Origin of the sequence: Citrobacter sp. Cc139 (assembly GCF_030334645.1) — a bacterium.
In the GTDB taxonomy this organism is placed as follows: Bacteria; Pseudomonadota; Gammaproteobacteria; order Enterobacterales; family Enterobacteriaceae; genus Citrobacter; species Citrobacter werkmanii.
Genome location: NZ_JAOWDM010000069.1, coordinates 231925 through 257177 on the forward strand (window position 1 = coordinate 231925; position 25253 = coordinate 257177).

Below are 25253 nucleotides of genomic sequence, written 5' to 3' on the forward strand. Positions count from 1 at the left end.
CTTCCAGGACAGATTCTTATGTTTGATAAACGTCACCGCATCACTCTATTATTTAATGCCAATAAAGCCTACGACCGCCAGGTGGTAGAAGGGGTGGGTGAATATTTACAGGCATCACAATCAGAGTGGGATATATTCATTGAGGAAGATTTCCGCGCCCGCATTGATAATATTAAAGACTGGTTAGGCGATGGTGTTATTGCCGATTATGACGATGATGACATTGCACAATTACTTGCCGATGTGGATGTTCCTATCATCGGCGTCGGGGGTTCCTACCATGCGGAACAGGATTATCCGCCGGTGCATTACATTGCCACCGATAACCACGCGCTGGTAGAAAGCGCTTTCCTGCATCTGAAAGAAAAAGGAATCAACCGGTTCGCGTTCTACGGACTGCCCGCTTCAAGCGGCAAACGCTGGGCGGCTGAACGTGAATATGCGTTTTGCCAATTGGTCGCTAAAGAAAAATACCGTGGTGTTGTCTATCAGGGACTGGAAACCGCGCCGGAAAACTGGCAGCACGCGCAAAATCGTCTGGCGGACTGGCTGCAAACTCTGCCGCCGCAAACCGGCATTATCGCCGTCACCGACGCGCGAGCGCGGCACATTCTGCAAGCTTGCGAACACCTGCATATTCCGGTCCCGGAAAAACTGTGCGTGATTGGAATCGACAACGAAGAACTGACCCGTTACCTGTCGAGGGTGGCGCTGTCATCCGTTGCTCAGGGGGCCAGGCAGATGGGGTATCAGGCCGCTAAGCTTCTGCACCGGTTACTGGCGAATGAAGAACTACCGCTGCAACGCATACTGGTCCCGCCAGTGCGCGTCATTGAACGCCGTTCAACTGACTACCGTTCATTGACCGATCCGGCGGTGATTCAGGCGATGCACTTTATCCGCAACCATGCCTGCAAAGGCATTAAAGTCGAACAGGTGCTGGATTCAGTGGGGATTTCGCGGTCGAATCTGGAGAAACGTTTTAAAGAAGAGGTCGGAGAAACTATCCATGCGGTGATTCATGCCGAAAAGCTGGAAAAAGCGCGCAGCCTGTTGATTTCCACCACGCTGTCGATCAACGAAATTTCACAAATGTGCGGCTATCCATCACTGCAGTACTTCTATTCCGTCTTCAAGAAAGAATACGACACGACGCCAAAAGAGTATCGCGATGTGAATAGTGAAGTGTTGCTATAGAGGGAATTGCCGGATGGCGGCTTCGTCTGATCCGGCCTACGAGATGACTTGTAGACCGGATTAGCACACGTTACATATGCGCGGCAATTAAGCGCTGGTTATCCTGATACATTGCGAACAGATAGTTGTTGTAGCTCTGTCCCTTAGTGGAATAACCCTTCAGCTTATGGATCATCGCGGTAGCGGTGACTTCCTGATCGGCTTTACGCAGTTGCGCACGTGACTTCCGGAAAGAAGAGTAAGCTGGGTGCGTATTCAGGTTAATGACATAGGCATTGACTGACTCTTTCACTGATTCAAACTGTGAGTAGCCTTTCACCTTACCAGGGGCATTATTACAACGCCCTTTGCCACATTTCATGCCAAACAGGTTGTTGTTGCTCCGCGCCAGCTTCGACGTCCCCCAGCCGCTTTCAGCCGCAGCCATGGTTGCCACCATACTGGTCGGGATAATGTCTACACGCTCAAGCAGCGTGTTCCACGGAATTTTACGCGTGTTGCCAGACCAGCTCACCTTATAGCGCTTAGCGATGTCTTTCATCCGCGTACGCTCTGTCGGTGACCAGCGATTCTGGTACTGTTTTGAAATCAGCCAGTTACGATCCGCCGTAATGGCAGCATTTTGACTGGTAATATAAGGCATAACCGTCCGGAGAAACGCTTTTTTCCTTGGTGTTCCGGAAGGGTATTTTCGCAAATCAGGAAGTGAACTACTCTTTGCACTATTGCGAGAATACTCTTGTTTACTGCTAACCTGTTTATTACTTGCCTTGATTACCTGGGGCTTGTGACTCGTTGTCGCCGTGTGTGTCTTTGCCAGCGCCTCACCCGAAAATGCAACGGTGAGTAACATAAGAATCATTGCCCCATATCGTCGAATGGGAGTCAATATCATTAGGTCTCCTGGTCGGATTTATACATTCCAACACCTTATATTTTTCAAAAAAATGAGAGATGAATCTCAAATCATATCAAAAATAACGGTCAAGAGCACCCAAAGGAATAGTCCAATTCTGAAACTATGTCACGCGTTAACGATTCGGGCTGCCATTAATTTGATGAAAATGTGGGGGTTATCGCAAAATTAGTTCATTTTTTGCGCGCATTAGCTCACCCTCACTTCTCCTCCTGGCGGAATCACCTCAAAGGAGGAGTTTCCGGCATGATTTCACTGGCAAACTGGCTAAAATCGCAGCATCAAGGACAGCATTATGAAACTTGCCGCCGTTGCGCTGGCGCTAATGCCCGGCATTGCCATCGCCTCAACATGGACTTCTCAGGGACTTCCCGCCTTCGAAGCGGAAGGTACGGGTAAATTCGTCAGCCATGCAGCGTTGACGAAGGGTACTCGTCCTTTAATTCTGAATTTTGACCAACAGTGCTGGCAGCCAGCTGACGCGATAAAACTCAACCAGATGCTGTCGCTTAAACCTTGTGAAGGCGCGCCGCCGCAGTGGCGTTTATTCAAGGACGGCGATTACACGCTGGAAGTCGATACCCGCTCCGGCACGCCAACGCTGATGCTCTCAGTCAAAAGCGCCGCAGACCCCGTCAGTAGCCAAATTCGCCAGTGTCCGAAATGGGATGGTTCGCCATTAACGCTGGACGTCAGTCAGACCTTCCCGGAAGGCGCCGTGGTGCGCGACTACTACAGCAACCAAACGGCGACGGTAAAAAACGGGTCGATTACCCTGCAGCCCGCCGCAACCAGTAACGGGTTGTTGCTGCTGGAACGAGCGGAAACCGACGCCCCCGCCGCTTTCGACTGGCATAACGCGACGGTGTATTTCGTCCTGACGGACCGCTTTGTGAATGGCGATCCGGGCAACGACCACAGCTACGGTCGGCGCAACGACGGTATGCAGGAAATTGGCACCTTCCACGGCGGCGATTTACGCGGTCTTGCCAGCAAACTCGACTATCTGCAACAACTGGGCGTCAATGCGTTATGGATCAGCGCGCCGTTTGAGCAAATCCACGGCTGGGTCGGCGGTGGCACCAAAGGCGATTTCCCCCACTACGCCTACCATGGCTACTACACTCAGGACTGGACCACGCTCGACGCCAATATGGGCAACGAAAACGATCTGCGCGAGCTGGTTGACGGCGCTCACCAGCGCGGCATCCGTGTCCTGTTTGATGTCGTGATGAACCATACTGGCTACGCCACGCTGGCGGATATGCAGGAATATCAGTTTGGGGCGCTGTACTTATCAGGCGATGAGCTGAAAAACACGCTCGGCGAACGCTGGACGGGCTGGAAGCCAACTGCCGGGCAGAGCTGGCATAGCTTTAATGATTACATCAACTTCAGCGATAAAGCCGGTTGGGAAAAATGGTGGGGCAAAAACTGGATCCGCACCGATATTGGCGATTACGACAACCCAGGTTTTGACGACCTGACCATGTCGCTGGCTTTCCTGCCCGATCTGAAAACCGAATCCACCACGCCTTCCGGCCTGCCTAATTTTTATCAGCACAAACCGGATACTCACGCTAAAGCGATCGCCGGCTACACGCCCCGTGATTATCTGACCCACTGGCTCAGTCAGTGGGTGCGCGATTACGGAATTGACGGCTTTCGGGTCGATACCGCCAAACACGTCGAGCTTCCCGCCTGGCAGCAGCTCAAAACACAGGCCAGCGCGGCGCTGGTCGAATGGAAGAAAGCCCACCCGGACAAAGCGCTGGATGATAAACCCTTCTGGATGACCGGTGAAGCCTGGGGTCACGGCGTCATGCAAAGCGACTATTATCGTCACGGTTTCGACGCGATGATCAATTTCGACTATCAGGAGCAGGCGGCGAAAGCCGTTGATTGTCTGGCAAATATGGATCTCACCTGGCAACAGATGGCGGAAAAACTGCAGGATTTCAACGTTCTGAGCTATCTCTCCTCCCATGATACCCGGCTGTTTCGCGAGGGTGGAGACAAAGCCGCCGAGCTATTGCTGCTGGCGCCTGGGGCAGTACAACTGTTTTACGGTGACGAGTCGGCCCGGCCTTTCGGCCCCACGGGGTCCGATCCCTTGCAGGGTACGCGCTCAGAGATGAACTGGCAGGACGTGACCGGGAAATCTGCCGCCAGCGTCGCACACTGGCAACGTATCAGCCACTTCAGGGCCAGACATCCCGCCATTGGCGCCGGTAAACAAACCACACTGACATTGAAGCAGGGGTACGGATTCGTCCGTGAACATGGCAACGATAAAGTTATGGTGGTGTGGGCCGGTCAGCCCTGATCCTGACGGGCTTCTCGTACTCGCTGATGCGAGAAGCCAAATTCACGATAAAACACCAGCCCGACAAAAATTTGCAGCACAAAACATCAATCCAGCCTGATGCCCCTGATTTGCACCCCGCCATAGGTAGCGCTATGGTTAGCCACTTTACTACTCAGCTCGACAGACCACCTGCTATGACATTCTCACTTTTTGGCGACAAATTTACCCGCCATTCAGGCATCACACGCCTGATGGAGGACCTCAACGATGGCTTACGCACACCAGGCGCCATCATGCTCGGCGGCGGTAATCCGGCGCAAATCCCAGAGATGAAAAATTACTTTCAGTCCCTGCTGGCAGATATGCTGGAAAACGGCAAAGCCGCTGATGCGCTTTGCAATTATGACGGTCCACAAGGTAAAACCGAGCTACTGGCCGAGTTGGCGAAACTGCTACGTGAGAAGCAGGGTTGGGATATCGAGCCACAAAATATTGCACTGACAAATGGCAGTCAGAGCGCATTTTTCTACTTATTCAATCTTTTCGCCGGACGCCGCGCCGACGGAACAACGCAAAAAGTGTTGTTCCCATTAGCGCCGGAATATATTGGCTATGCCGATGCCGGGCTGGAAGAAGAACTCTTTGTCTCTGCACGCCCAAACATCGAACTGTTACCAGAAGGCCAGTTTAAGTATCACGTTGATTTTGAACATCTGCACATCGGTGAAGAAACGGGGATGATCTGCGTGTCGCGCCCGACTAACCCGACAGGCAACGTGATCACCGACGAAGAGCTGATGAAGCTGGATCGGCTGGCCAACCAGCACGGTATCCCGTTGGTGATCGATAACGCGTATGGCGTGCCGTTCCCTGGCATCATTTTTAGCGAAGCCCGGCCGCTGTGGAACCCCAACATTGTGCTGTGCATGAGCCTTTCTAAGCTGGGTCTGCCAGGCTCCCGCTGCGGCATCATTATCGCCAATGAAAAGATCATCACCGCCATCACCAATATGAATGGCATTATCAGCCTTGCGCCCGGCGGAATGGGACCGGCGATGATGTGCGAAATGATTAAACGTAACGATCTTCTGCGCCTTTCTGAGACGGTGATCAAACCGTTTTATTACCAGCGCGTTCAGCAGACAATTGCGATCATTCGTCGATATTTACCTGAAGATCGCTGCCTCATCCACAAACCAGAAGGGGCGATTTTCCTGTGGTTATGGTTCAAAGATTTGCCGATCACCACCGAGCTGCTGTATCAGCGCCTGAAAGCGCGCGGCGTACTGATGGTTCCCGGTGACTACTTCTTCCCGGGGCTGGATAAACCCTGGCCGCATACCCATCAGTGCATGCGCATGAATTACGTTCCGGAGCCGGAGAAAATCGAGGCTGGCGTGAAGATTCTGGCGGAAGAGATCGAGCGCGCCTGGCTGGAAGGCTAACGCAAATCCCGACCCGAGCGCGGGTCGGGTCGCTTCACAGCGGCAGCGAACGCAGACGCTGTCGCTGCATACTGACAGCATCAATACACTGCAAGGCACTGGTCGGGCAGGCTTCTACACATGCAGGTCCCGTCTCGCGATGCCAGCACAAATCACATTTTATCGCCTGCGCCCGTGACGTTCGTGCGACAACGTTCATCGCCCCAAACGGACACGCGATCATGCAGCTTTTACAGCCAATACACTGCGCCTGTTCAACGAAGATATGTCCATGTTCACGACGAATTGCGTGGGTTGGGCACACGTTAGCGCAGGGAGCATCTTCGCACTGATGACAGGCAACTGCCGTCGTAAAAGCGTCGTCTTTAATCACCCGAATCCGCGGGATAAACGCCTCAGAGGAGACCGATGCGCAATCCTGATTTTCCTGATGTGCGACAACGCAGGCAACTTCGCAGGTACGACACCCAATACATTTTGCCGCATCCGCCATAATAAACTCGTTCATTGCCCCCTCCGTCAGAGTGAAAACCACAGATTGCCAGAGAGAGACTCCCTGCTGCCTTGATCGGACAGGGGAAACGGTTAAATTTTGTCAGGTGACTGAACGATGTCAGGCACGCGCCTAATCGCGAACGGTAAAGCCCAGCTCATTGGAAATTGCCTGAGCGGTTTCGCGTAGCGGCTTGAGTAAATTCTTTTCCCCTACCTGCTTCAGACGCGAGGTAGAAAGTGAAATCGACACCGAATATGGCACCCGACCGTGAATATCAAACACCGGCACGGCAATACAGGAAACCCCCAGCTCGTTCTCTTCCCGATCCATCGCCATACTGCTTTCGCGGATTTGCGCCAGTTCATCGTACATCGCCGGTAAACCAGTGATGGTATTGCGGGTCAGCGGCTGAATCAGCTCCTGATGGCTCTCCCAGTAGGACGCCACGTAATCCGCATGTCCAAACGCCATATAGATTTTGCCCATCGCGGAGCAGTACAGCGGCATATGCTGGCCGATATAGGCGCGGGTACGCAGCATGCCCGTCGTCGGCTCGAGCTTATAGATCAAAATAGCGTGATCATCTTCACGGCTGGAGAAGTTGATAGTTTCGCCGGTGGCAATATTCAGCGCTTCAAGGTGCGGCGCGGCGACATGGATGATATTCAGTGACGACAGCGCCTTCTGCCCAACGGCGATAAATTTAGTGGTCAGCCGATAGCTGCCCGCAGCGGGTGCGGGTGTGACATAGCCGCAGGATTGCAATCCTTGCAAGAGTCGATGCACGGTACTTTTGTTCAGCCCCGCCAGTTCAGACAGGTGGGCCAGCGGGCACCCATTCGGATAGTTGCTCAGGATCTCAATCAACATCAAACCACGGAACAGGCTCTGACTTCCGGCTGGCCTCTCTTTGTCTTGCGTCATTTCACTCTCTTTTGTGCCCATTTTTTCCGCTCCCCTTTTCGTCGCGCTCTGATGGTAGCGCAAAGTGTGTTTCAGTTCACGATCTGAACCGAAAAAACACAACTGTTTGATTTTGCAGATTTTAAAAAACAGGCCACCCCGTTGATCTGTTAAATTTTGATCGCTATATTTGAAATCAGATTTCGCATAGTGAAATTTAGAGATAAAAAAGCGATCAAATTTAAACAAGGAAACAGGAATGAAAGTCACCTTTGAACAGTTAAAAGATGCGTTCAATCGGGTACTGCTGGCACGCGGTATCGCCGCTGAAACCGCAGATGCCTGTGCAGAAATGTTCGCCCGCACCACCGAATCCGGCGTCTATTCGCATGGCGTCAACCGTTTTCCCCGCTTCATTCAGCAACTGGATAACGGCGACATCATTCCTGAAGCCAAACCACAGCGCATCACCAGCCTGGGGGCGATTGAGCAATGGGATGCCCGGCGTTCGATCGGCAATCTGACGGCGAAAAAGATGATGGACCGAGCCATTGAATTGGCCTCCGATCACGGTATTGGTCTGGTGGCGCTACGTAACGCCAACCACTGGATGCGCGGCGGCAGCTATGGCTGGCAGGCCGCGGAGAAAGGTTACATTGGTATCTGCTGGACCAACTCAATTGCCGTCATGCCGCCGTGGGGTTCAAAGGAGTGCCGCATTGGCACTAACCCGCTGATTGTCGCGATCCCCTCCACGCCAATCACCATGGTTGATATGTCGATGTCGATGTTCTCCTACGGCATGCTGGAAGTGAATCGCCTGGCCGGTCGCGAACTGCCGGTAGACGGTGGCTTTGACGATGAAGGTAATCTCACCAAAGAGCCTGGCGTTATCGAAAAAAATCGTCGCATTCTGCCAATGGGTTACTGGAAAGGTTCAGGTCTGTCGATTGTGCTGGATATGATCGCCACCCTGCTTTCTGACGGCTCTTCTGTTGCGGAGGTCACTCAGGATAACAGCGACGAATATGGCGTTTCGCAGATTTTCATCGCCATTGAAGTGGATAAGCTGATCGATGGCGCCACGCGCGATGCGAAACTCCAGCGGATTATGGATTTCATCACCACCGCCGAACGCGCTGATGAAAACACGCCTGTTCGTCTGCCTGGCCACGAGTTTACAAAGCTACTGGAAGAAAATCGCCGTAACGGCATCACCGTTGATGACAGCGTCTGGGCAAAAATTCAGACGCTGTAAGGAGCAACCCCATGATCTTTGGACATATCTCACAGCCTAATCCGTGTCGTTTGCCCGAGGCGATTGAAAGAGCGCTCGACTTCCTGCGCACCACGGATTTCCGCAAACTTGAGCCGGGCGTGGTGGAGATCGAGGGTAAAAATATCTTCGCGCAGATTATCGATTTAACCACGCGTGACGCTGCCGAAAATCGCCCTGAAGTACATCGTCGCTATCTGGATATTCAGTTTTTAGCCTGGGGTGAAGAAAAAATCGGTATCGCCATTGATACCGGAAATAACGAAATCAGCGAATCGTTATTAGCACAGCGCGATATTATTTTTTATCACGCCAGTGAACATGAATCTTTTATTGAAATGATTCCGGGAAGTTACGCCATATTTTTCCCGCAGGATGTTCATCGCCCCGCATGTCATAAAACTGTCGCCACGCCGATCCGCAAAATAGTCGTGAAGGTTGCTATTTCAGTTTTATAAAAGGAGCACAAAAATGAAAGCTAACACTACCGGTTATATTATCGGTGCGTACCCTTGTGCACCCTCATTTCACCAAAAGAGTGAAGAGGAAGAGAAGGAATTCTGGCGTCAACTCTCCGATACCCCGGATATTCGCGGACTGGAGCAGCCCTGCCTTGAGCATCTGCATCCGTTAGGTGACGAGTGGTTATTGCGCCATACGCCAGGCGAGTGGCAAATCGTGGTCACAGCGATTATGGAGACCATGCGCCGTCGCGGCATCAATAGCGGTTTTGGGCTGGCCTCCAGCGACGAAGAGCAGCGTCAGGCCTGTGTGGCGTATTACCGCCATCTGCACCAGAAAATCAACCGTATTAATGCGGCCAGCGCCGGGAAAATAATCGCCCTTGAACTGCATGCCGCTCCGCTGGCAAGCAACCCAAATGTCGCTCAGGCCACCGACGCGTTTGCCCGTTCGCTCCAGGAAATTACCCGTTGGGACTGGTCCTGCGATCTGGTGCTGGAACATTGCGATGCTATGACTGGCCCCGCGCCACGCAAAGGATTTTTACCGTTAGAAAACGTACTGGACGCGATCGCCGGTTACGACATCAGCGTGTGTATTAACTGGGCGCGATCGGCGATTGAAGGGCAGGACCTCGCCCTGCCGCTGGCCCACACGCAGCAGGCCCAACGGGCCGGGAAACTGGGCGCGCTGATGTTCTCCGGCACGACGATTACAGGAGAATACGGCGAGTGGCAGGACCTGCACGCGCCGTTTGCTCCTTTCTGCCCGCAGAGCCTGATGACCGCCGATCGTGCCCGCGAATTATTCACCTGTGCAGGAACCGAACTATTGCAATTTGCCGGTATTAAATTGCTGGAAATAAATGCCAATGCAGATGTGTCCCATCGCGTAGCGATATTACGCGACGGCATCGCTGCATTAAACAAAGCAAAACTATAAAAATAACATACTACTCTACGAGAATATTAATATGAACATGACCTCTCGCCCTACACTCAAAGATATACCCCGTCAGCGCTGGCTGCGGATTATTCCCCCGATTCTGATCGCTTGTATTATCTCTTATATGGACCGCGTTAATATCGCATTTGCGATGCCCGGCGGTATGGATGAGGAATTAGGTATTTCCGCCACCATGGCCGGTCTGGCCGGGGGAATTTTCTTCATCGGTTATCTGTTTTTACAGGTTCCCGGCGGAAAAATTGCCGTACACGGCAGCGGCAAGAAATTTATCGGCTGGTCGCTGGTTGCCTGGGCGGTTATTTCCGTTCTGACGGGATTGATCACTAATCAGTATCAACTGCTGGTTTTGCGTTTCTTACTCGGCGTGGCCGAAGGCGGCATGCTGCCGGTGGTGCTGACGATGATCAGTAACTGGTTCCCCGACGCCGAACGCGGTCGCGCCAATGCGATTGTGATTATGTTTGTGCCTATTGCCGGGATCATTACCGCCCCGCTCTCGGGCTGGATAATCACCGTACTCGACTGGCGCTGGCTGTTCATCATTGAAGGTTTACTCTCCGTCGTCGTTCTGGTGCTGTGGGCCTATACCGTTTACGACCGTCCGCAGGAAGCGCGCTGGATCTCTGAGGCGGAGAAAAATTACCTGGTAGAAACCCTGGCCGCCGAGCAAAAAGCGATTGCCGGAACAGAGGTCAAAAATGCCTCTCTGGGCGCGGTGTTGTCCGACAAAACCATGTGGCAGCTTATCGCCCTGAACTTCTTCTATCAGACCGGGATTTATGGTTACACCCTGTGGCTGCCGACCATCCTCAAAGAGTTGACCCACAGCAGCATGGGGCAAGTTGGCATGCTCGCTATTCTGCCGTACGTCGGCGCGATTGCCGGGATGTTCCTGTTCTCTTCCCTCTCTGACCGGACCGGTAAACGCAAGCTGTTCGTCTGCCTGCCGCTGATTGGCTTTGCCCTGTGCATGTTCCTCTCTGTAGCGCTGAAAAATAACGTCTGGCTGGCTTATGCCGCGCTGGTTGGCTGCGGATTCTTCCTGCAATCAGCCGCGGGGGTGTTCTGGACTATTCCGGCGCGTTTGTTCAGCGCGGAAATGGCCGGTGGCGCACGTGGGGTCATCAATGCGTTGGGGAACCTTGGCGGTTTCTGCGGTCCTTACGCGGTCGGCGTACTTATCACCCTGTACAGCAAAGATGCTGGCGTTTACTGCCTGGCCGTCTCACTGGCTCTGGCCGCGCTGATGGCGCTGCTGCTGCCGGCGAAATGCGATGCGGGCGCAGCTCCGCTAAAGACACTGAATCCACATAAACGCACAGCCTGAAACAATGCCCGGGGGCGCTGCGCTCACCGGGCCTACAAAACCAATAAATACCCAAGGCCGGATACGCACAGCGCCATCCGGCAAAAATGAGATAACAAAGATGAGTGATAGAGAGACCTTTTGGCTGGGGATCGATTGTGGCGGTACGTATCTGAAAGCTGGTTTGTATGATGCCAAAGGTCATGAGCATGGAATTAACCGTCAATCGTTGCAGACCGTATCGCCATTACCGGGTTACGCCGAACGCGATATGCGCCAACTGTGGCAACAGTGTATCGCCACCATTGCCGGGCTGTTGAAACGCACCGGCGTATCCGGTGAACAAATCAAAGGCGTCGGTATCTCCGCTCAGGGCAAGGGACTGTTCCTTCTTGATAAACAGGATAAGCCGCTGGGTAATGCCATTCTCTCTTCCGACCGACGGGCGATGGACATCGTTCAGCGCTGGCAGCAGGATGGGATCCCCGCACAGCTCTACCCGATCACCCGCCAGACATTGTGGACCGGACATCCCGCATCCCTCCTGCGCTGGGTGAAAGAAAATGAACCGCAACGCTACGCGCAAATCGGCTGCGTCATGATGGGCCATGACTACCTGCGCTGGTGTTTAACCGGCGTGAAAGGCTGCGAAGAGAGCAACATCTCCGAGTCAAATCTCTACAACATGACGACAGGTCAGTACGACCCGCGTCTGACCCAGTGGCTGGGCATCAGTGAAGTCGACAATGCGCTACCGCCCATTGTCGGTTCAGCAGAAATATGCGGGGAAATCACCGCTCAAACGGCTGCCATAACCGGTCTGGCGGCGGGTACACCCGTCGTCGGCGGTCTGTTTGATGTGGTTTCCACCGCACTCTGCGCCGGGATCGAAGATGAACACACCCTCAACGCGGTGATGGGGACCTGGGCTGTCACCAGCGGGATCGCTCACGGCCTGCGCGACCACGAAGCGCATCCTTACGTCTATGGCCGCTATGTCAATGACGGGCAGTACATCGTTCACGAAGCCAGCCCGACCTCTTCCGGCAATCTGGAGTGGTTTACCGCCCAATGGGGCGAACTCTCTTTTGATGAGGTCAACCAGGCCGTTGCCAGCTTGCCGAAAGCCAGTAGCAATCTTTTGTTCCTGCCTTTTTTGTATGGCAGTAACGCCGGGCTGGAGATGACCAGCGGTTTTTATGGCATGCAGGCTTTACACACTCGCGCCCACTTATTGCAAGCCATCTACGAAGGCGTGGTTTTCAGCCATATGACCCATCTCAACCGCATGCGCGAACATTTTACGCAGGCGCATACCCTGCGCGTTACCGGTGGCCCGGCGCACTCCAACGTCTGGATGCAAATGCTGGCGGACGTCAGCGGTTTACGTATCGAACTGCCGCAGGTTGAAGAGACCGGCTGCTTTGGCGCAGCGCTCGCTGCCCGCGTCGGCACCGGTGTTTATCACAATTTCAGCGATGCCCAGCGCAGCTTACAGCATCCGGTACGCACCCTGTTGCCGGACGCCGCGGCGCATGCGAACTATCAGCGCAAATACCGCCAATACCAGAATTTAATTACCGCACTGCAGGGCTATCACGCCCGTATTAAGGAGCACGAATAATGAGTCGACCATTACTGCAACTGGCGCTTGACCACACGAATCTGCAAGCGGCCCAACGCGATGTCGCTCTGTTACAGGAAAGTGTCGATATCGTTGAGGCCGGCACGATTCTCTGTTTAACCGAAGGTCTGGGCGCGGTGAAAGCGCTGCGCGCTCAGTGCCCAAATAAAATTATCGTCGCCGACTGGAAGGTGGCCGACGCAGGTGAAACCCTCGCCCAGCAAGCGTTTGGCGCAGGCGCCAACTGGATGACCATCATCTGCGCCGCGCCCCTCGCTACCGTAGAAAAAGGTCATAGCGTCGCACAGTCCTGCGGCGGTGAAATTCAGATGGAACTGTTCGGCAACTGGACCCTGGATGATGCCCGCGACTGGTATCGCGTTGGCGTTCGCCAGGCGATTTATCACCGTGGACGCGATGCGCAGGCCAGCGGTCAACAGTGGGGGGAAGTGGATCTGGCGCGGATGAAGGCGCTTTCCGATATTGGTCTGGAGCTGTCGATTACCGGTGGTATTACGCCCGCCGACCTGCCGCTGTTTCGCGACATCAACGTCAAAGCCTTTATCGCCGGACGCGCGCTGGCGGGAGCACAAAACCCGGCGCAGGTGGCCGCCGAATTCCATGCGCAAATCGACGCCATCTGGGGAGCACAGTATGCGTAACCATCCGTTAGGTATCTATGAAAAAGCGCTGGCGAAAGACCTCACCTGGCCGGAACGGCTGGTGCTGGCGAAAAGCTGCGGTTTTGATTTCGTTGAAATGTCGGTAGATGAAACCGATGAACGTCTGTCTCGCCTTGACTGGACTCCTGCCCAGCGTGCATCGCTGGTGAGCGCGATGCTGGAAACCGGCGTGGCCATTCCCTCCATGTGCCTGTCAGCCCACCGCCGCTTTCCCTTTGGCAGTCGCGATGAAGCCGTCCGCGTCCGGGCACGCGACATCATGACCAAAGCCATCCGCCTGGCCCGGGATTTAGGTATTCGTACCATTCAACTGGCCGGTTATGACGTCTATTACGAAGAACATGACGAAGGTACACAGCAGCGCTTTGCCGAGGGGCTGGCATGGGCAGTTGAGCAAGCCGCCGCCGCGCAGGTGATGCTGGCGGTAGAAATCATGGATACCGCATTTATGAACTCGATCAGCAAGTGGAAAAAGTGGGATGAAATGCTCTCATCGCCGTGGTTCACCGTCTACCCGGACGTGGGCAACCTCAGCGCCTGGGGTAACGACGTCAAAGCTGAATTGACGTTGGGCATCGACCGTATCGCCGCTATCCATCTGAAGGACACGCTGCCGGTAACCGAAACCCATCCGGGCCAGTTTCGCGATGTACCCTTTGGCGAAGGATGCGTGGACTTTGTGGGCATCTTCAAAACGCTGCATGAGCTGAACTATCGCGGATCGTTTCTGATTGAAATGTGGACGGAAAAAGCAAAAGAACCGGTGCTGGAAATTATCCAGGCCCGACGCTGGATAGAAGACCGTATGCAGGAAGGAGGTTTTCCATGTTAGAACAACTGAAAGCCGAGGTGTTGGCAGCGAATCTGGCGCTGCCGGCACATGGTTTAGTCACCTTTACCTGGGGTAACGTCAGCGCAGTGGATGAAACACGCAAACTGATGGTTATCAAGCCATCCGGCGTGGAATATGACGTGATGACCGCCGACGATATGGTGGTGGTGGATATCGCCAGCGGCAACGTGGTTGAAGGCAGTAAAAAACCCTCGTCTGACACGCCAACCCATCTGGCGCTGTATCGCCGTTACCCTGAGATCGGCGGCATTGTGCACACGCACTCACGCCACGCGACAATCTGGTCGCAAGCGGGTCTTGATCTCCCGGCATGGGGTACCACGCATGCCGATTACTTTTACGGCACTATCCCATGCACCCGACTGATGACCGTGGAAGAGATCAACGGTGAATATGAATACCAGACCGGCGAAGTCATCATTAAAACGTTTGAGCAACGGGACCTGAACCCGATGCAGGTTCCGGCGGTACTGGTGCATTCACACGGCCCGTTCGCCTGGGGTAAAAACGCCGCGGATGCTGTGCATAACGCCGTGGTACTAGAGGAGTGCGCCTATATGGGACTGTTCTCACGCCAGTTGGCCCCACAGTTACCGAATATGCAGCCTGAGTTGCTGGATAAACACTATCTGCGTAAACACGGCGAGAATGCCTATTACGGACAGTAGCATGTCAGGCGCTATTGATATGTTCTTTGCAATAGCGCCGTTTCCAGGCCGCGGGCGTCAGGCGCATACGCTGACGTTCATTCCGTGGTTTAGCTGGGCAAACCGTGGTGAAGGCGAAATGCGAATCTGGATAAACGAGTAGTAATGATGACGATGGATGGCGGCAGTTAGCCCCATCCGTCAAGGCATCATGAAAAGATTGCCCTCCTCCCTGAGGACAAACGGGTGAGAATCAGAAACGCCAGGTCAGACCGGACATCAGGGTAAAGCTGTCATCGCGATCAACCATCGGGCTATTTTTAATGTCATCCGGCAGCACACTATAGTTGGCGCTGGCCAGCAGCGTCAGGTTGCTGGTCAACGCGTATTTAGCGGACAGGCCAACATACGGTGTCCAGCTGTCCCCTGGGGAGTAGCTTGATAACCCACTACGGCGGGATTCATTGCCAGAGATGCCGTAGTAATATTCGTTGAAGTTTTCGTCATAGTAGAGCACGCCAATCGCCGGCGTCAGCGTCAGCTTGCCCATTGGCATTTGGCGGAACATAGACATTTCCGCCACCCAGCCATTGCGGTTATCCAGCACATCCGCTGCGGCAGAGACCTTCACGCTACCCCATTTTTCATGGTGATACCATGCAGCACCCGCCATCGCGGTTGCATCACGCTTGTCCAGCTGCTTCATCGCATGATCGTCGTTATCACCGGGATCAAACTCAAGCGGCATGTAGGAAGCAGTAATGCTAAATTCATTACTTTCACTTTTTGAAAGAATATAGCCTAACGTTGTTTGCCTAAAATAAAATGATTCACTTTCATAACTGATAAGCGGTACTGCATGAACATTATCATTATATCCACGATAAGGAGATTCATTATATACAGCGCCACCGCCAATAGAAAACTCTGCGGCAGTTGCACTCGCCATAAAAGAAAAGGCGAACAGCGCCACAATATTGCGTTTAATTAACATGCCAACATTCCATTTTAAAATAAGCCACAAAGCGGGTGCATAATAATGCTTACAATTTCATCGATGCAACTTCCATATTTATATAGTAATATATACAAACATATATATATTGGGTTTGGCGATGAACAAATTACAACTCAAACACCGGGAACTGAAGATTATTTCGGTAATTGCTGCCAGTGAAAACATCAGTCATGCCGCTACGGTTCTCGGCATCGCACAGGCTAATGTCAGCAAGTACCTTGCTGATTTTGAATCAAAAGTTGGGCTAAAGGTCTTTGATCGCACCACCCGCCAGTTGACCCTGACGCCCTTTGGTGTAGCGCTGCTACCTTACATCAATGACATGCTGGACAGAAACGAGCAGCTAAATAGTTTCATCGCTGATTATAAGCATGAAAAACGTGGCAAGGTAACGGTATATGCACCAACCGGAATTATTGCTTACTTATCGCAACATGTTATTGCAAAAATTCAGGATATCGGTGGTATTACTCTCTCGCTGAAGACCTGCAATCTTGAACGGAAAGCATTTTATGAAGGTGTAGATTTCCCGGATGATTGTGACGTTTTAATTACCTATGCGCATCCCAAAGATGAATCACTGGTCGCCAGCTTTATTACCAAATATGCAGTGATGGCGTTTGCCAGCCCTGAATATATCAAACAGCATCCCATTAACAGCCCTGATGAGCTGGAAAATCATTCCTGTATTTTAATCGATTCCATGATGATTGATGAGGCCAATATCTGGCGCTTCAGCTCCGCGGGCGGCAAGGAAATGCATGATTATCGGGTGACCGGAAACTACGTCTGTGACAATACGCAATCCGCGCTGGCGCTGGCGCGTAATCATCTGGGCATTGTTTTTGCGCCTTATGCAAGTATACAAAAAGATGTTCAGTCCGGATTGTTGGTTCCCTGTTTCTCCGAACAGCACGAATGGTGGCTGGATTTGGTGGCGATTTTCCGCAAGCGTGAATATCAGCCCTGGCGTGTACAGTTTATTCTCGACGCAATGTTAGCGGAGATACGTCAGCAGCTTACTCAGACGCTACAGCTGTCTGAGTAAGCTAAATAGCCTGCACCTAGTGGTCGAGATACAGGTAATGCACCCAGCTGGTCATCCGCAACAAGACTTTGCGCATGATTGACACATGTTCGAAGTGGTCAGAGTAAACGGCGACCTGGGCGTAAATCCCATCGGGTAACCCGCTCACGTCCGCATTGTCGTTCAGCTCAATCGTGGCGATCACCCCTTCTGAACCGGGCGTAGAGTTTAAGGATTGCAACGCCCCGTTCGACTGGTATGTACCACCCGGTACAGCCGGGCTGATAGCCGCCAGTTTGCCGCTAAATACCTTCCCCGGCAGGGCGTTAAACACCACTTCTGCTTCATCGCCTGGCTCCAGTCGCAGCAGTGAGTTTTGACGGAACTGGGCGATAATTTGCCGTTTCTGTTCCGGGATAAACACCATCACCGGACGCATAGGCAGCGCGGCGGCATAGGTTCCGGGGCGCATCAACACCTGCGTAACGTAACCATCGCTGGGCGCACGAACCACGGTCTGGTCAAGGTTAAACTCCGCTTCGGCGAGTTGTGCCTTCAGGCTGGCAATTTGCGAATTTTCACCCAGTACCAGGCTGTCTAACTGGCTCTGGATTTGCTGTTGCTCCGCAATAGACGATTTCACCGATGCTTCCTGCGCCAGATAGTTTTGGCGCGCCGCATCGATATCGCGTTCAGAAAAAGGGTTGACCTTCGCCTGACTCCCCTGCGCATAGCGCTGGTAATCTTTTGCCAGCTTGTCACGCGTGGCCTTTGCCTGCTGCGTGTTGGCTTTCATTTCGTCTAGCTGCGCAACCAGCGCCTGCTCTTTATGCTGAGCGGTGACAATATCGGCTTTCAGGCGATCAACCCGCGCCTGATAACGTCCAGGATTAAGTTTAAACAGAACTTCGCCTTTTTTGATCAGCGTATTCTTCTTATCTGTCACTTCCGTTACAACACCCGTGACCTGCGGCACGACGGGAATAGAAATTACCGCTTTTTGCGCCTTAAAGGTATACGGATGGTTATAATTCATCAGTAATATAAGCCCGCAAACAATGAAAATACCACCCAATGCTGCAGTGGGTACCGTCCATTTATTTACAGGAATTTTAAAAATTTTAAATATCGACCATGCGCATGCCACATAGGTCAGAACAATCAGTAAATCCATCGATATTACTCCGCCGGAGAGGTCTTAACCTCATCCAGTTTCTTTTCCAGGTCGGCAACCCGCGCCTGAAGCTGGATCAGGGAAGAATCCGCGCTCTGCATACCCCACCCGCGCTCCGGGCGATAAAGCGTTGCCCAGATCCATAAAAAGGGCCAAATAACATGTAAGGTAAACAAGCTAACCCAGCCCGCAACATGTATTGCGTCGGCATGAGGATGGTTACGTTTCTTTGCAATAAGGTAGGGAATATCATGCAGAATAATAATCCCGTAAAAAATGACCAGGAATACAAAAATAAGCACTCCTAATGCAAAATAATCAAGGAACATATTTGCCTCAGGGATTTAAATTAAAGAACTTGGCTGCTATTTATTTAAAAAATAGAGTTGATAATAGTAGTGGAATGACCAGATTGGATGCAATGGGGTTATTTATATAACGATATATGAGTTTCTATATATACCCGTCGTCTTTCGAGCTGCTTCTTTGTTGGCTGCGTTCACTCACCCCAGTCACTTACCGGAGTAAGCTCCTGGGGATTCCCTCTCTTGCCGCCTCGAAGCAACACGAAATCCATAGGGTACCCTTGTCATACTTTGAACTGCAGGACATAACTTGATGCCCGGTACGCTAAATGCGACCGGGCGGTCAGTGACGGGATATTAAAACAGCCCCAGCGGTTTATCCGAGTAGCTCACCAACAGGCATTTGGTTTGCTGATAGTGCTCAAGCATCATTTTGTGTGTCTCGCGCCCAATGCCCGACTGCTTATAGCCGCCGAACGCCGCATGTGCCGGATAAGCATGGTAGCAGTTGGTCCAGACACGCCCTGCCTGAATCCCGCGGCCCATCTTGTACGCGAGATTTCCGTTACGGCTCCAGACGCCAGCGCCAAGTCCATATTGGGTGTCATTGGCAATTTCCAGCGCTTCGTCCATGGTTTTAAAGGTCGTAACAGCCAGCACCGGGCCGAAGATCTCCTCCTGGAAAACCCGCATGTTGTTCTTACCAAACAGAATGGTCGGTTCGAGGTAGTAACCCTCTTTTAACTCACCATCCAGTTGCTTACGCCGTCCACCGGTCAGGACATCCGCCCCTTCTTTCTTACCAATATCGATGTAATTCAGAATGGTTTCCAGTTGACCATGCGACACCTGCGCGCCCATTTGCGTCACACTGTCTAACGGGTTGCCGCTACGGATACTCTCCACCCGGCGAATGGCTCTTTCCATAAAGCGTTCGTAAATGGATTCCTGTACCAGCGCGCGGCTCGGACAGGTACACACTTCGCCCTGGTTGAAGGCAAACAGCGCAAAGCCTTCCAGCGCCTTATCAAAGAACGCATCTTCTTCATCCATCACGTCCGCGAAGAAGATATTGGGCGATTTCCCACCCAGCTCCAGGGTGACGGGAATAATGTTCTGCGTAGCGTACTGCATGATCTGCTGGCCGACTTCCGTTGAGCCGGTAAACGCCACTTTCGCAATACGTTTAGACGTCGCCAGATATTCACCGATTTCCCCACCCGCACCGTTTACCACGTTCACGACACCAGGCGGGAGCAGATCGCCAATGACCTCCATCAGCAGCAGCACGGACAGCGGCGTCAGGCGCGCGGGTTTAAGCACCACGCAGTTACCCGCCGCCAGCGCGGGCGCCATCTTCCAACTGGCCATTAGCAGCGGGAAGTTCCACGGGATAATTTGCCCGACCACGCCAAGAGGCTCATGGAAATGATAAGCCACGGTCTCACTATCAACCTCGCTGATTCCCCCTTCCTGCGCACGAATACAGGAGGCGAAATAGCGGAAATGGTCAATCGCCAGCGGCACGTCTGCCGCGCTGGTTTCACGGATGGGTTTACCGTTATCCCAGGTTTCTGCCGTCGCCAGCAGTTCCAGGTTTTGTTCCATACGATCGGCGATTTTAAACAGAATCGCCGCTCTGTCCTGCACGGATGTCTGCGCCCATTTATCTTTTATTTTGTGCGCGGCATCCAGTGCCAGATCGATATCCTTCTTACCGGAAGAGGCCACTTCGCACAGCAATTGCCCGGTGACCGGCGTCAGGTTTTGGTAATATTCGCCGTCCACCGGCGCGACCCAGTCACCGCCGATAAAGTTATCGTATCGGGCCTTTAACTTCAGAGGGTAACCATACTCGCCGGGATAAATACGCGTTGAAGGGGGGTTATTGGTCATGACCGTCTCCTTGCTGTAGGGGTACTACAAGGGTAGACGGGGCTGGCGAATAATTCGCCAGCCTTTTACTGCTTTACGACAGGTATCACGAATTACATCGCAGCGCGATAAATCGCCATGATTTCGTCATGAGTCGCCTGAATCGGGTTAGTGAAACCACAGGCGTCTTTCAGGGCATTGGTCGCCAGAACGGCAAAATCTTCTTCCTTCACGTTCAGCTCACGCAGACCGGCCGGAATATTCACTTTCTGCGCCAGTTCACGGATCGCCGCGATACAGGCTTCCGCCCCTTGCTCTTCACTCAGTCCAGCCACGTTAACGCCCATCGCAGCCGCGCAATCACGCAGACGAGCGGCAGCCACTTTGCTATTGAAAACCTGTACATGCGGCAGCAGCACGGCGTTACATACACCGTGTGGCAGATCGTAGAAACCACCCAACTGGTGCGCCATGGCGTGCACGTAACCCAGAGAGGCGTTGTTAAATGCCATGCCTGCGAGGAACTGTGCGTAAGCCATGGCTTCACGTGCCTGAGCATTGCTGCCATCTTCAACGGCAACCGGCAGATTTTCCGCAATCATGGTGACCGCTTTCAGCGCGCACGCATCGGTAATTGGGGTTGCAGCAATAGAAACGTAGGCTTCGATAGCGTGGGTCAGCGCATCCATTCCGGTGGCCGCCGTCAGAGACTTCGGCATACCGACCATCAGCGAGGAGTCATTGACCGACAGCAGCGGAGTGACGTGCTTGTCGACAATCGCCATTTTGATATGGCGTTCTTCATCGGTAATGATGCAGAAACGGGTCATTTCAGATGCCGTACCCGCCGTGGTGTTGATGGCAATCATCGGCAACTGCGGTTTTGCAGAGCGGTCAACGCCTTCGTAATCGCCGATATAGCCACCGTTAGCGGCCACCAGCGCAATGCCTTTCGCACAATCGTGTGGCGAACCGCCGCCGAGAGAAATAACGCTATCACAGTCGTTTTCTTTCAACATTTTCAGGCCAGCAGCTACGTTACTGGTCGTCGGGTTAGGATGCGTACCATCGTAAATTACGCTGAAAATATCATGTTCCTGTAATGCTTTTTGAATCTCGCCAGCCATACCTAATTTGGTCAACATGGCATCCGTGACAATCAGCGTGCGGCGAAAACCATATTCAGCCATGGTATTCATCGCGTCTTTTAATGAATCAGCGCCGATTATATTCACAGAAGGAATAAAAAATGTTGAAGCAGCCATTGTACGATCCTTAATTACTCTAAAGAGTCAGGAAGCATACGTGTGCATTTTCCAGCAAAATATGATCGCGGTTGTTATTTTAATCACATTCAAAATAAAAAAGCACATTAGGTTCATAATCTAATGTGCTGATTGCAATCAATATATATTTTGTATTAATTCATTTAATCTCTGAATTAATTGTTTCATTATTTTTCAGGAAACAGTAATGCATCGCGTAATAAATGATCATTCCCGCGACGACGCGTAAAACCAATGCGGTCAAAATATTCCAGAATCTGGATAGCCAATTTACGCCCCACGTTAAGCCTGTCGCGAAAATCGGCGGCGCAGGTCGATCCTTTCTCCTGGTCCAGCTCGCGGATCATATTGGCGAAAGACACAATGCGATCGTTACGATAATAACGATCTTTCACGATCGCAGTAATAATGCCTTGCTGCGCCGCTTGTCGTAATACCACGCGCATCATTTGCTCATCCGTCCCGGTCTGTTTTGCCAGGTCGCGCACCCACCACGGCTCATCGCCAAAAAGCGGTTCTGCTTTTTGCCAGATAGCCTGCTGTTCATCGCTGAAACCCGCCTTGTGATCCGGCAAATGCAGCCAACCGTGATGGCTATGGATAGCGCCGCTCTCGCGCATCTTTTCAATCAGCAGCAATACCAGCGCTTCATCTTCCATCGGCAACGCCATACGACGCAGGCGTTCGCGCCCTGGCCCGGGCTCATCACGGTGCTGTTCGTGATAGGTCGCCAGCGTATCGAGGACTTTTCGCTGCCAACGCGCGGCAACGGGAGCATTCAACAGGCTATACCCCGCCTGAATAAAACCATGTTGCTCAATCAACGGACGCATACCGTTACCATTGAGCTGACGCGCCCAGGCGAAGTCAGGAATATTCACCGCCCCACGCGACAGATGCAGCGCCAGGGCGTCGCCGTCGGTGTGCGCATTTTCGAGCGCCGACAACCACTGCAGATATTCCGGTTTACGCTTTCCGCGGCGCGGTGGGTTGAGCGTGACGACGCGTGCGCCAGCCAGCGTCGTGCGGGCAGAAATATCGCGTAGCACCAGGCGGTCGTTATCGGCGAGCCACAACGGTGTATCAAACACCAGTTCCGCCAGCGTTCCTTCAAGCAGTGAGATGCGTCCGGTGACATGGCTGGCCGCGTGGTGAATATGCAGCGGTTGCCACTGCATCAGCGGCGCGGCATGCTCTAAAGAGACAATCACGCGGGTAAAAGCCTCTGGCGGGACATCTGAAAGCAGCCAGTCGCCGCGATTTAGCGCTTCTTTTTGCGCATCACCGGCAATATTCAGCGCAATACGCTGCCCGGCATGAGCATGCTCAGTAGCCTGATTTTGCGCATGCAAGCTACGTACGCGCATTGGCTTGTTGACGCCCGTCAGCCACAGCGTATCACCGACATTCACTTCACCGCTGAGCGCCGTCCCGGTCACCACCAGCCCTGCGCCTTTAACCGTAAAAGCACGGTCAATCGCCAGACGGAAGCTGTGATCGCGGGCATGCTCGCGCGAGGTTAATTGCAATAAATGGTCGCGTAGTTCTTCGATCCCACGGCCTTCACTGGCGGCAGTCACAAACAGATCCGCATCGGCAAAACCATAGTTTTCCAGCGTGGTGTGTACCTCTTCACGCACCGTATTGATGCGGTCCTCATCCACGCGATCGGCTTTCGTGAGCGCCACGGTGATTTGCGGATTGCCCGTCAGTTGCAGAATTTGCAAATGTTCACGCGTTTGCGCCATCACGCCATCATCACAGGCGACAACCAGCAGCGCGTGGTCGATACCGCCTACACCCGCCAGCATGTTGGACAAAAACTTTTCATGTCCGGGAACATCAATAAACCCCAGCACCTGCCCATCCGGCTGCGGCCAGTAGGCATAGCCGAGATCGATGGTCATGCCACGCTTTTTTTCCTCCGGCAGACGGTCGGCATTCACGCCCGTAATTGCCTGTAATAACGTTGTTTTTCCGTGGTCAACGTGTCCGGCGGTTGCAATAATCATTTCAGCATCATCTCCATAAACCGGGTCTCGTCTTCAAGGCAGCGCAGATCCAGCCACATGCGGCCATCATAAATTCGCCCAATGATCGGCACGGGCAACGCACGCCAGCGGGCGGCCAGCGCGTCGAGGCGACTACCGCGCCCGTCATGTGGGGTAAAGGTCAATGCCGCGCTGGGTAACCTGTCAACAGGTAACGAACCGCTACCAATCTGCGACAGGCAAGGCATCACATTCAAAGCAAACTCGTCGCAGTAACGATCGGCAAGCTGCGCCTGTAATTGCTGGGCCTGCGTGTGGATCGCCTCTTGCGAGCGGGTGAGCTGGCGTAATGTCGGCAACTTCGCCGCCAGCGCTTCCGGATGCAGATAGAGCCGCAGCGTTGCTTCCAGCGCCGCCAGCGTCATTTTATCTGCCCGTAACGCACGTTTCAGCGGATGGCTCTGTAAGCGCGCGATCATCTCTTTTTTACCGACGATAATTCCGGCCTGTGGCCCACCCAGCAGTTTATCGCCAGAGAAGCTCACCAGACTCACGCCTGCGGCAATCAGTTGCTGCGGCATTGGCTCCTGCGGCAAACCATACTGACTGAGATCGACCAGCGAACCGCTACCGAGATCCGCCACCACAGGTACATCCAGCTCCCGGCCAATGGCGGCCAACTCTGCCTCATCCACCGACGTCGTAAAGCCTTCAATGCTGTAATTACTGGTATGCACCTTCATCAGCAGGCCGGTATTTTCATCCACCGCCTGACGGTAATCCTTCGCGTGGGTCCGGTTGGTGGTCCCCACTTCGCGTAGCGTACATCCGGCCTGACACATCACATCAGGAATACGAAACGCGCCGCCAATTTCCACCAGCTCACCGCGCGAAACGACCACCTCTTTGCCGTTAGCCGTGGCGGCCAGCATCAGCAGAACCGCTGCCGCATTGTTATTCACGATACAAGCGTCTTCGGCCCCCGTCAGGCGACAGAGTAAATCCGCCAGCGCCCGATCCCGATGTCCGCGCCCGGCATCATCCAGGCTGTATTCCAGCGTCACCGGCGTGCGCATCGCCTGCACCACCGCATCGATGGCTTCCTCGGCCTGCGACGCACGACCCAGGTTAGTATGCAGCACCGTTCCGGTCAGATTAATCACTGGACGCAACGCGCTTTGCGATTCACGTTCCAGCCGGGCTCTGGCTTCTTGCGCCCAGTCCTCACACCATGCCGGGAGCGCGTGAGCGTCGCGAATGGCTTCTCTGGCTTCGTCGAGCATGTGACGCAGCAGGTCAACTACCCGGGTATGACCGTGGGATTCACGTAAGGCGGAGAAAGCGCTATCGCGCAATAGACGATCGATAGCAGGAAGCTGGCTGTAGAGTGAACGCATGTCGGTTGTCATGAAAGGGCCTGGCTGTTGGTGGCCCTCTCCACCGCGGAGAGGGCTATCGATATAGGAAGGATTGTATCGTGACTTTGCTCAGGCGG

General features: G+C 53.3%; 22 protein-coding genes and 1 pseudogene. 13 read left to right on the forward strand and 10 right to left on the reverse strand.

Annotated elements, in window-relative coordinates; translation table 11 throughout:
* Window positions 1-18: 18 nt before the first annotated feature.
* Window positions 19-1197, forward strand: coding sequence for a D-xylose utilization transcriptional activator XylR (gene xylR / locus OGV69_RS05750; RefSeq protein WP_038635210.1), 1179 nt, complete (start codon window positions 19-21; stop codon window positions 1195-1197).
* A 70-nt stretch (window positions 1198-1267) separates the two neighbouring features.
* Here the strand turns inward: xylR and OGV69_RS05755 are convergent, their stop codons facing one another.
* The gene (locus OGV69_RS05755; protein ID WP_038635213.1) at window positions 1268-2092 is read right to left on the reverse strand and encodes a protein bax; all 825 of its coding nucleotides are present in this window, start codon (window positions 2090-2092) and stop codon (window positions 1268-1270) included.
* Window positions 2093-2408: 316 nt separating this feature from the next.
* On the opposite strand from OGV69_RS05755, the gene malS reads away from it, so the two are divergent.
* Both malS and avtA read left to right on the forward strand, forming a co-directional pair.
* Window positions 2409-4439 carry an alpha-amylase gene (gene malS / locus OGV69_RS05760; protein ID WP_286469182.1) on the forward strand — a complete coding sequence of 677 codons (2031 nt, stop codon included), beginning with the start codon at window positions 2409-2411 and terminating at the stop codon, window positions 4437-4439.
* 176 nt (window positions 4440-4615) lie between these two features.
* Complete coding sequence (avtA, locus tag OGV69_RS05765) at window positions 4616-5866, forward strand: valine--pyruvate transaminase (protein WP_069323735.1); 1251 nt, start codon at window positions 4616-4618, stop codon at window positions 5864-5866.
* Between the two features lie 34 nt (window positions 5867-5900).
* Here avtA and OGV69_RS05770 read toward each other — a convergent pair whose 3' ends face one another.
* Together OGV69_RS05770 and yiaJ are read right to left on the reverse strand one after the other, a co-directional pair.
* The gene (locus tag OGV69_RS05770; protein WP_069323734.1) at window positions 5901-6374 is read right to left on the reverse strand and encodes a 4Fe-4S dicluster domain-containing protein; all 474 of its coding nucleotides are present in this window, start codon (window positions 6372-6374) and stop codon (window positions 5901-5903) included.
* 117 nt (window positions 6375-6491) lie between these two features.
* Window positions 6492-7307 carry an IclR family transcriptional regulator YiaJ gene (yiaJ, locus tag OGV69_RS05775; RefSeq protein WP_069323829.1) on the reverse strand — a complete coding sequence of 272 codons (816 nt, stop codon included), beginning with the start codon at window positions 7305-7307 and terminating at the stop codon, window positions 6492-6494.
* Window positions 7308-7524: 217 nt separating this feature from the next.
* Between yiaJ and yiaK the strand changes: the two genes are divergently transcribed.
* The 9 genes and pseudogenes from yiaK to OGV69_RS25295 form a co-directional block, all read left to right on the forward strand.
* Entirely contained in the window at window positions 7525-8523 is a 999-nt protein-coding gene (gene yiaK, locus OGV69_RS05780; RefSeq protein ID WP_038635224.1) for a 3-dehydro-L-gulonate 2-dehydrogenase, read from the forward strand.
* A gap of 11 nt (window positions 8524-8534) precedes the next feature.
* Window positions 8535-8999 carry a YhcH/YjgK/YiaL family protein gene (locus OGV69_RS05785; protein ID WP_069323733.1) on the forward strand — a complete coding sequence of 155 codons (465 nt, stop codon included), beginning with the start codon at window positions 8535-8537 and terminating at the stop codon, window positions 8997-8999.
* Window positions 9000-9012: 13 nt separating this feature from the next.
* Entirely contained in the window at window positions 9013-9945 is a 933-nt protein-coding gene (locus OGV69_RS05790) for a DUF4862 family protein (protein ID WP_069323732.1), read from the forward strand.
* Between the two features lie 31 nt (window positions 9946-9976).
* Window positions 9977-11296 (forward strand): MFS transporter, encoded by a 1320-nt coding sequence (locus tag OGV69_RS05795; protein ID WP_038635232.1) that lies wholly within the window; start codon window positions 9977-9979, stop codon window positions 11294-11296.
* Between the two features lie 100 nt (window positions 11297-11396).
* Window positions 11397-12899, forward strand: a complete 1503-nt coding sequence (locus tag OGV69_RS05800; RefSeq protein WP_069323731.1) for an FGGY-family carbohydrate kinase — start codon at window positions 11397-11399, stop codon at window positions 12897-12899.
* Entirely contained in the window at window positions 12899-13561 is a 663-nt protein-coding gene (gene ulaD, locus OGV69_RS05805) for a 3-keto-L-gulonate-6-phosphate decarboxylase UlaD (protein ID WP_069323730.1), read from the forward strand. The genes OGV69_RS05800 and ulaD overlap by 1 nt, the downstream gene beginning before the upstream one ends.
* On the forward strand, window positions 13554-14414 hold the full coding sequence (locus OGV69_RS05810; RefSeq protein ID WP_069323729.1) for an L-ribulose-5-phosphate 3-epimerase: 861 nt from the start codon (window positions 13554-13556) through the stop codon (window positions 14412-14414). Before ulaD ends, OGV69_RS05810 begins: the two co-directional genes overlap by 8 nt.
* Window positions 14408-15103 carry an L-ribulose-5-phosphate 4-epimerase gene (araD, locus tag OGV69_RS05815; protein ID WP_069323728.1) on the forward strand — a complete coding sequence of 232 codons (696 nt, stop codon included), beginning with the start codon at window positions 14408-14410 and terminating at the stop codon, window positions 15101-15103. The genes OGV69_RS05810 and araD overlap by 7 nt, the downstream gene beginning before the upstream one ends.
* Before the next feature lie 55 nt (window positions 15104-15158).
* Window positions 15159-15245, forward strand: a pseudogene (locus OGV69_RS25295) (hypothetical protein); the annotation flags it as partial.
* A 90-nt stretch (window positions 15246-15335) separates the two neighbouring features.
* Here the strand turns inward: OGV69_RS25295 and OGV69_RS05825 are convergent.
* Window positions 15336-16076, reverse strand: a complete 741-nt coding sequence (locus OGV69_RS05825) for a MipA/OmpV family protein (protein ID WP_286469186.1) — start codon at window positions 16074-16076, stop codon at window positions 15336-15338.
* A gap of 121 nt (window positions 16077-16197) precedes the next feature.
* Here OGV69_RS05825 and OGV69_RS05830 point away from each other — a divergent pair, with 121 nt between their 5' ends.
* Entirely contained in the window at window positions 16198-17148 is a 951-nt protein-coding gene (locus OGV69_RS05830) for a LysR family transcriptional regulator (RefSeq protein WP_069323727.1), read from the forward strand.
* Window positions 17149-17164: 16 nt separating this feature from the next.
* On the opposite strand, the gene OGV69_RS05835 is transcribed toward OGV69_RS05830, so the two are convergent.
* From OGV69_RS05835 to selA, 6 genes are all read right to left on the reverse strand, one after another.
* Window positions 17165-18301: an HlyD family secretion protein gene (locus tag OGV69_RS05835; protein ID WP_069323726.1), complete on the reverse strand. Its 1137-nt coding sequence runs from the start codon at window positions 18299-18301 to the stop codon at window positions 17165-17167.
* Between the two features lie 5 nt (window positions 18302-18306).
* Complete coding sequence (locus OGV69_RS05840; protein WP_038635261.1) at window positions 18307-18630, reverse strand: DUF3302 domain-containing protein; 324 nt, start codon at window positions 18628-18630, stop codon at window positions 18307-18309.
* A 333-nt stretch (window positions 18631-18963) separates the two neighbouring features.
* Window positions 18964-20502 carry an aldehyde dehydrogenase AldB gene (gene aldB, locus OGV69_RS05845; protein WP_038635264.1) on the reverse strand — a complete coding sequence of 513 codons (1539 nt, stop codon included), beginning with the start codon at window positions 20500-20502 and terminating at the stop codon, window positions 18964-18966.
* A 92-nt stretch (window positions 20503-20594) separates the two neighbouring features.
* Complete coding sequence (gene yiaY / locus OGV69_RS05850; protein ID WP_038635267.1) at window positions 20595-21746, reverse strand: L-threonine dehydrogenase; 1152 nt, start codon at window positions 21744-21746, stop codon at window positions 20595-20597.
* A gap of 188 nt (window positions 21747-21934) precedes the next feature.
* Window positions 21935-23779 carry a selenocysteine-specific translation elongation factor gene (gene selB / locus OGV69_RS05855; protein ID WP_069323725.1) on the reverse strand — a complete coding sequence of 615 codons (1845 nt, stop codon included), beginning with the start codon at window positions 23777-23779 and terminating at the stop codon, window positions 21935-21937.
* Window positions 23776-25167, reverse strand: a complete 1392-nt coding sequence (gene selA / locus OGV69_RS05860) for an L-seryl-tRNA(Sec) selenium transferase (RefSeq protein WP_069323724.1) — start codon at window positions 25165-25167, stop codon at window positions 23776-23778. Before selA ends, selB begins: the two co-directional genes overlap by 4 nt.
* Between the last annotated feature and the right edge of the window lie 86 nt (window positions 25168-25253).

What these genes read in the sequence shown, in the direction of transcription:
- selB (WP_069323725.1), bottom strand. Translation starts at nt 23,779, where the DNA reads ATGATTATTGCAACCGCCGGACACGTTGACCACGGAAAAACAACGTTA.
- OGV69_RS05755 (WP_038635213.1), bottom strand. Translation starts at nt 2,092, where the DNA reads ATGATATTGACTCCCATTCGACGATATGGGGCAATGATTCTTATGTTA.
- OGV69_RS05835 (WP_069323726.1), bottom strand. Translation starts at nt 18,301, where the DNA reads ATGGATTTACTGATTGTTCTGACCTATGTGGCATGCGCATGGTCGATA.
- OGV69_RS05785 (WP_069323733.1), top strand. Translation starts at nt 8,535, where the DNA reads ATGATCTTTGGACATATCTCACAGCCTAATCCGTGTCGTTTGCCCGAG.
- yiaK (WP_038635224.1), top strand. Translation starts at nt 7,525, where the DNA reads ATGAAAGTCACCTTTGAACAGTTAAAAGATGCGTTCAATCGGGTACTG.
- OGV69_RS05830 (WP_069323727.1), top strand. Translation starts at nt 16,198, where the DNA reads ATGAACAAATTACAACTCAAACACCGGGAACTGAAGATTATTTCGGTA.
- avtA (WP_069323735.1), top strand. Translation starts at nt 4,616, where the DNA reads ATGACATTCTCACTTTTTGGCGACAAATTTACCCGCCATTCAGGCATC.
- OGV69_RS05840 (WP_038635261.1), bottom strand. Translation starts at nt 18,630, where the DNA reads ATGTTCCTTGATTATTTTGCATTAGGAGTGCTTATTTTTGTATTCCTG.
- OGV69_RS05800 (WP_069323731.1), top strand. Translation starts at nt 11,397, where the DNA reads ATGAGTGATAGAGAGACCTTTTGGCTGGGGATCGATTGTGGCGGTACG.
- yiaJ (WP_069323829.1), bottom strand. Translation starts at nt 7,307, where the DNA reads ATGGGCACAAAAGAGAGTGAAATGACGCAAGACAAAGAGAGGCCAGCC.
- malS (WP_286469182.1), top strand. Translation starts at nt 2,409, where the DNA reads ATGAAACTTGCCGCCGTTGCGCTGGCGCTAATGCCCGGCATTGCCATC.
- xylR (WP_038635210.1), top strand. Translation starts at nt 19, where the DNA reads ATGTTTGATAAACGTCACCGCATCACTCTATTATTTAATGCCAATAAA.
- OGV69_RS05825 (WP_286469186.1), bottom strand. Translation starts at nt 16,076, where the DNA reads ATGTTAATTAAACGCAATATTGTGGCGCTGTTCGCCTTTTCTTTTATG.
- yiaY (WP_038635267.1), bottom strand. Translation starts at nt 21,746, where the DNA reads ATGGCTGCTTCAACATTTTTTATTCCTTCTGTGAATATAATCGGCGCT.
- aldB (WP_038635264.1), bottom strand. Translation starts at nt 20,502, where the DNA reads ATGACCAATAACCCCCCTTCAACGCGTATTTATCCCGGCGAGTATGGT.
- selA (WP_069323724.1), bottom strand. Translation starts at nt 25,167, where the DNA reads ATGACAACCGACATGCGTTCACTCTACAGCCAGCTTCCTGCTATCGAT.
- araD (WP_069323728.1), top strand. Translation starts at nt 14,408, where the DNA reads ATGTTAGAACAACTGAAAGCCGAGGTGTTGGCAGCGAATCTGGCGCTG.
- OGV69_RS05810 (WP_069323729.1), top strand. Translation starts at nt 13,554, where the DNA reads ATGCGTAACCATCCGTTAGGTATCTATGAAAAAGCGCTGGCGAAAGAC.
- OGV69_RS05770 (WP_069323734.1), bottom strand. Translation starts at nt 6,374, where the DNA reads ATGAACGAGTTTATTATGGCGGATGCGGCAAAATGTATTGGGTGTCGT.
- OGV69_RS05795 (WP_038635232.1), top strand. Translation starts at nt 9,977, where the DNA reads ATGAACATGACCTCTCGCCCTACACTCAAAGATATACCCCGTCAGCGC.
- OGV69_RS05790 (WP_069323732.1), top strand. Translation starts at nt 9,013, where the DNA reads ATGAAAGCTAACACTACCGGTTATATTATCGGTGCGTACCCTTGTGCA.
- ulaD (WP_069323730.1), top strand. Translation starts at nt 12,899, where the DNA reads ATGAGTCGACCATTACTGCAACTGGCGCTTGACCACACGAATCTGCAA.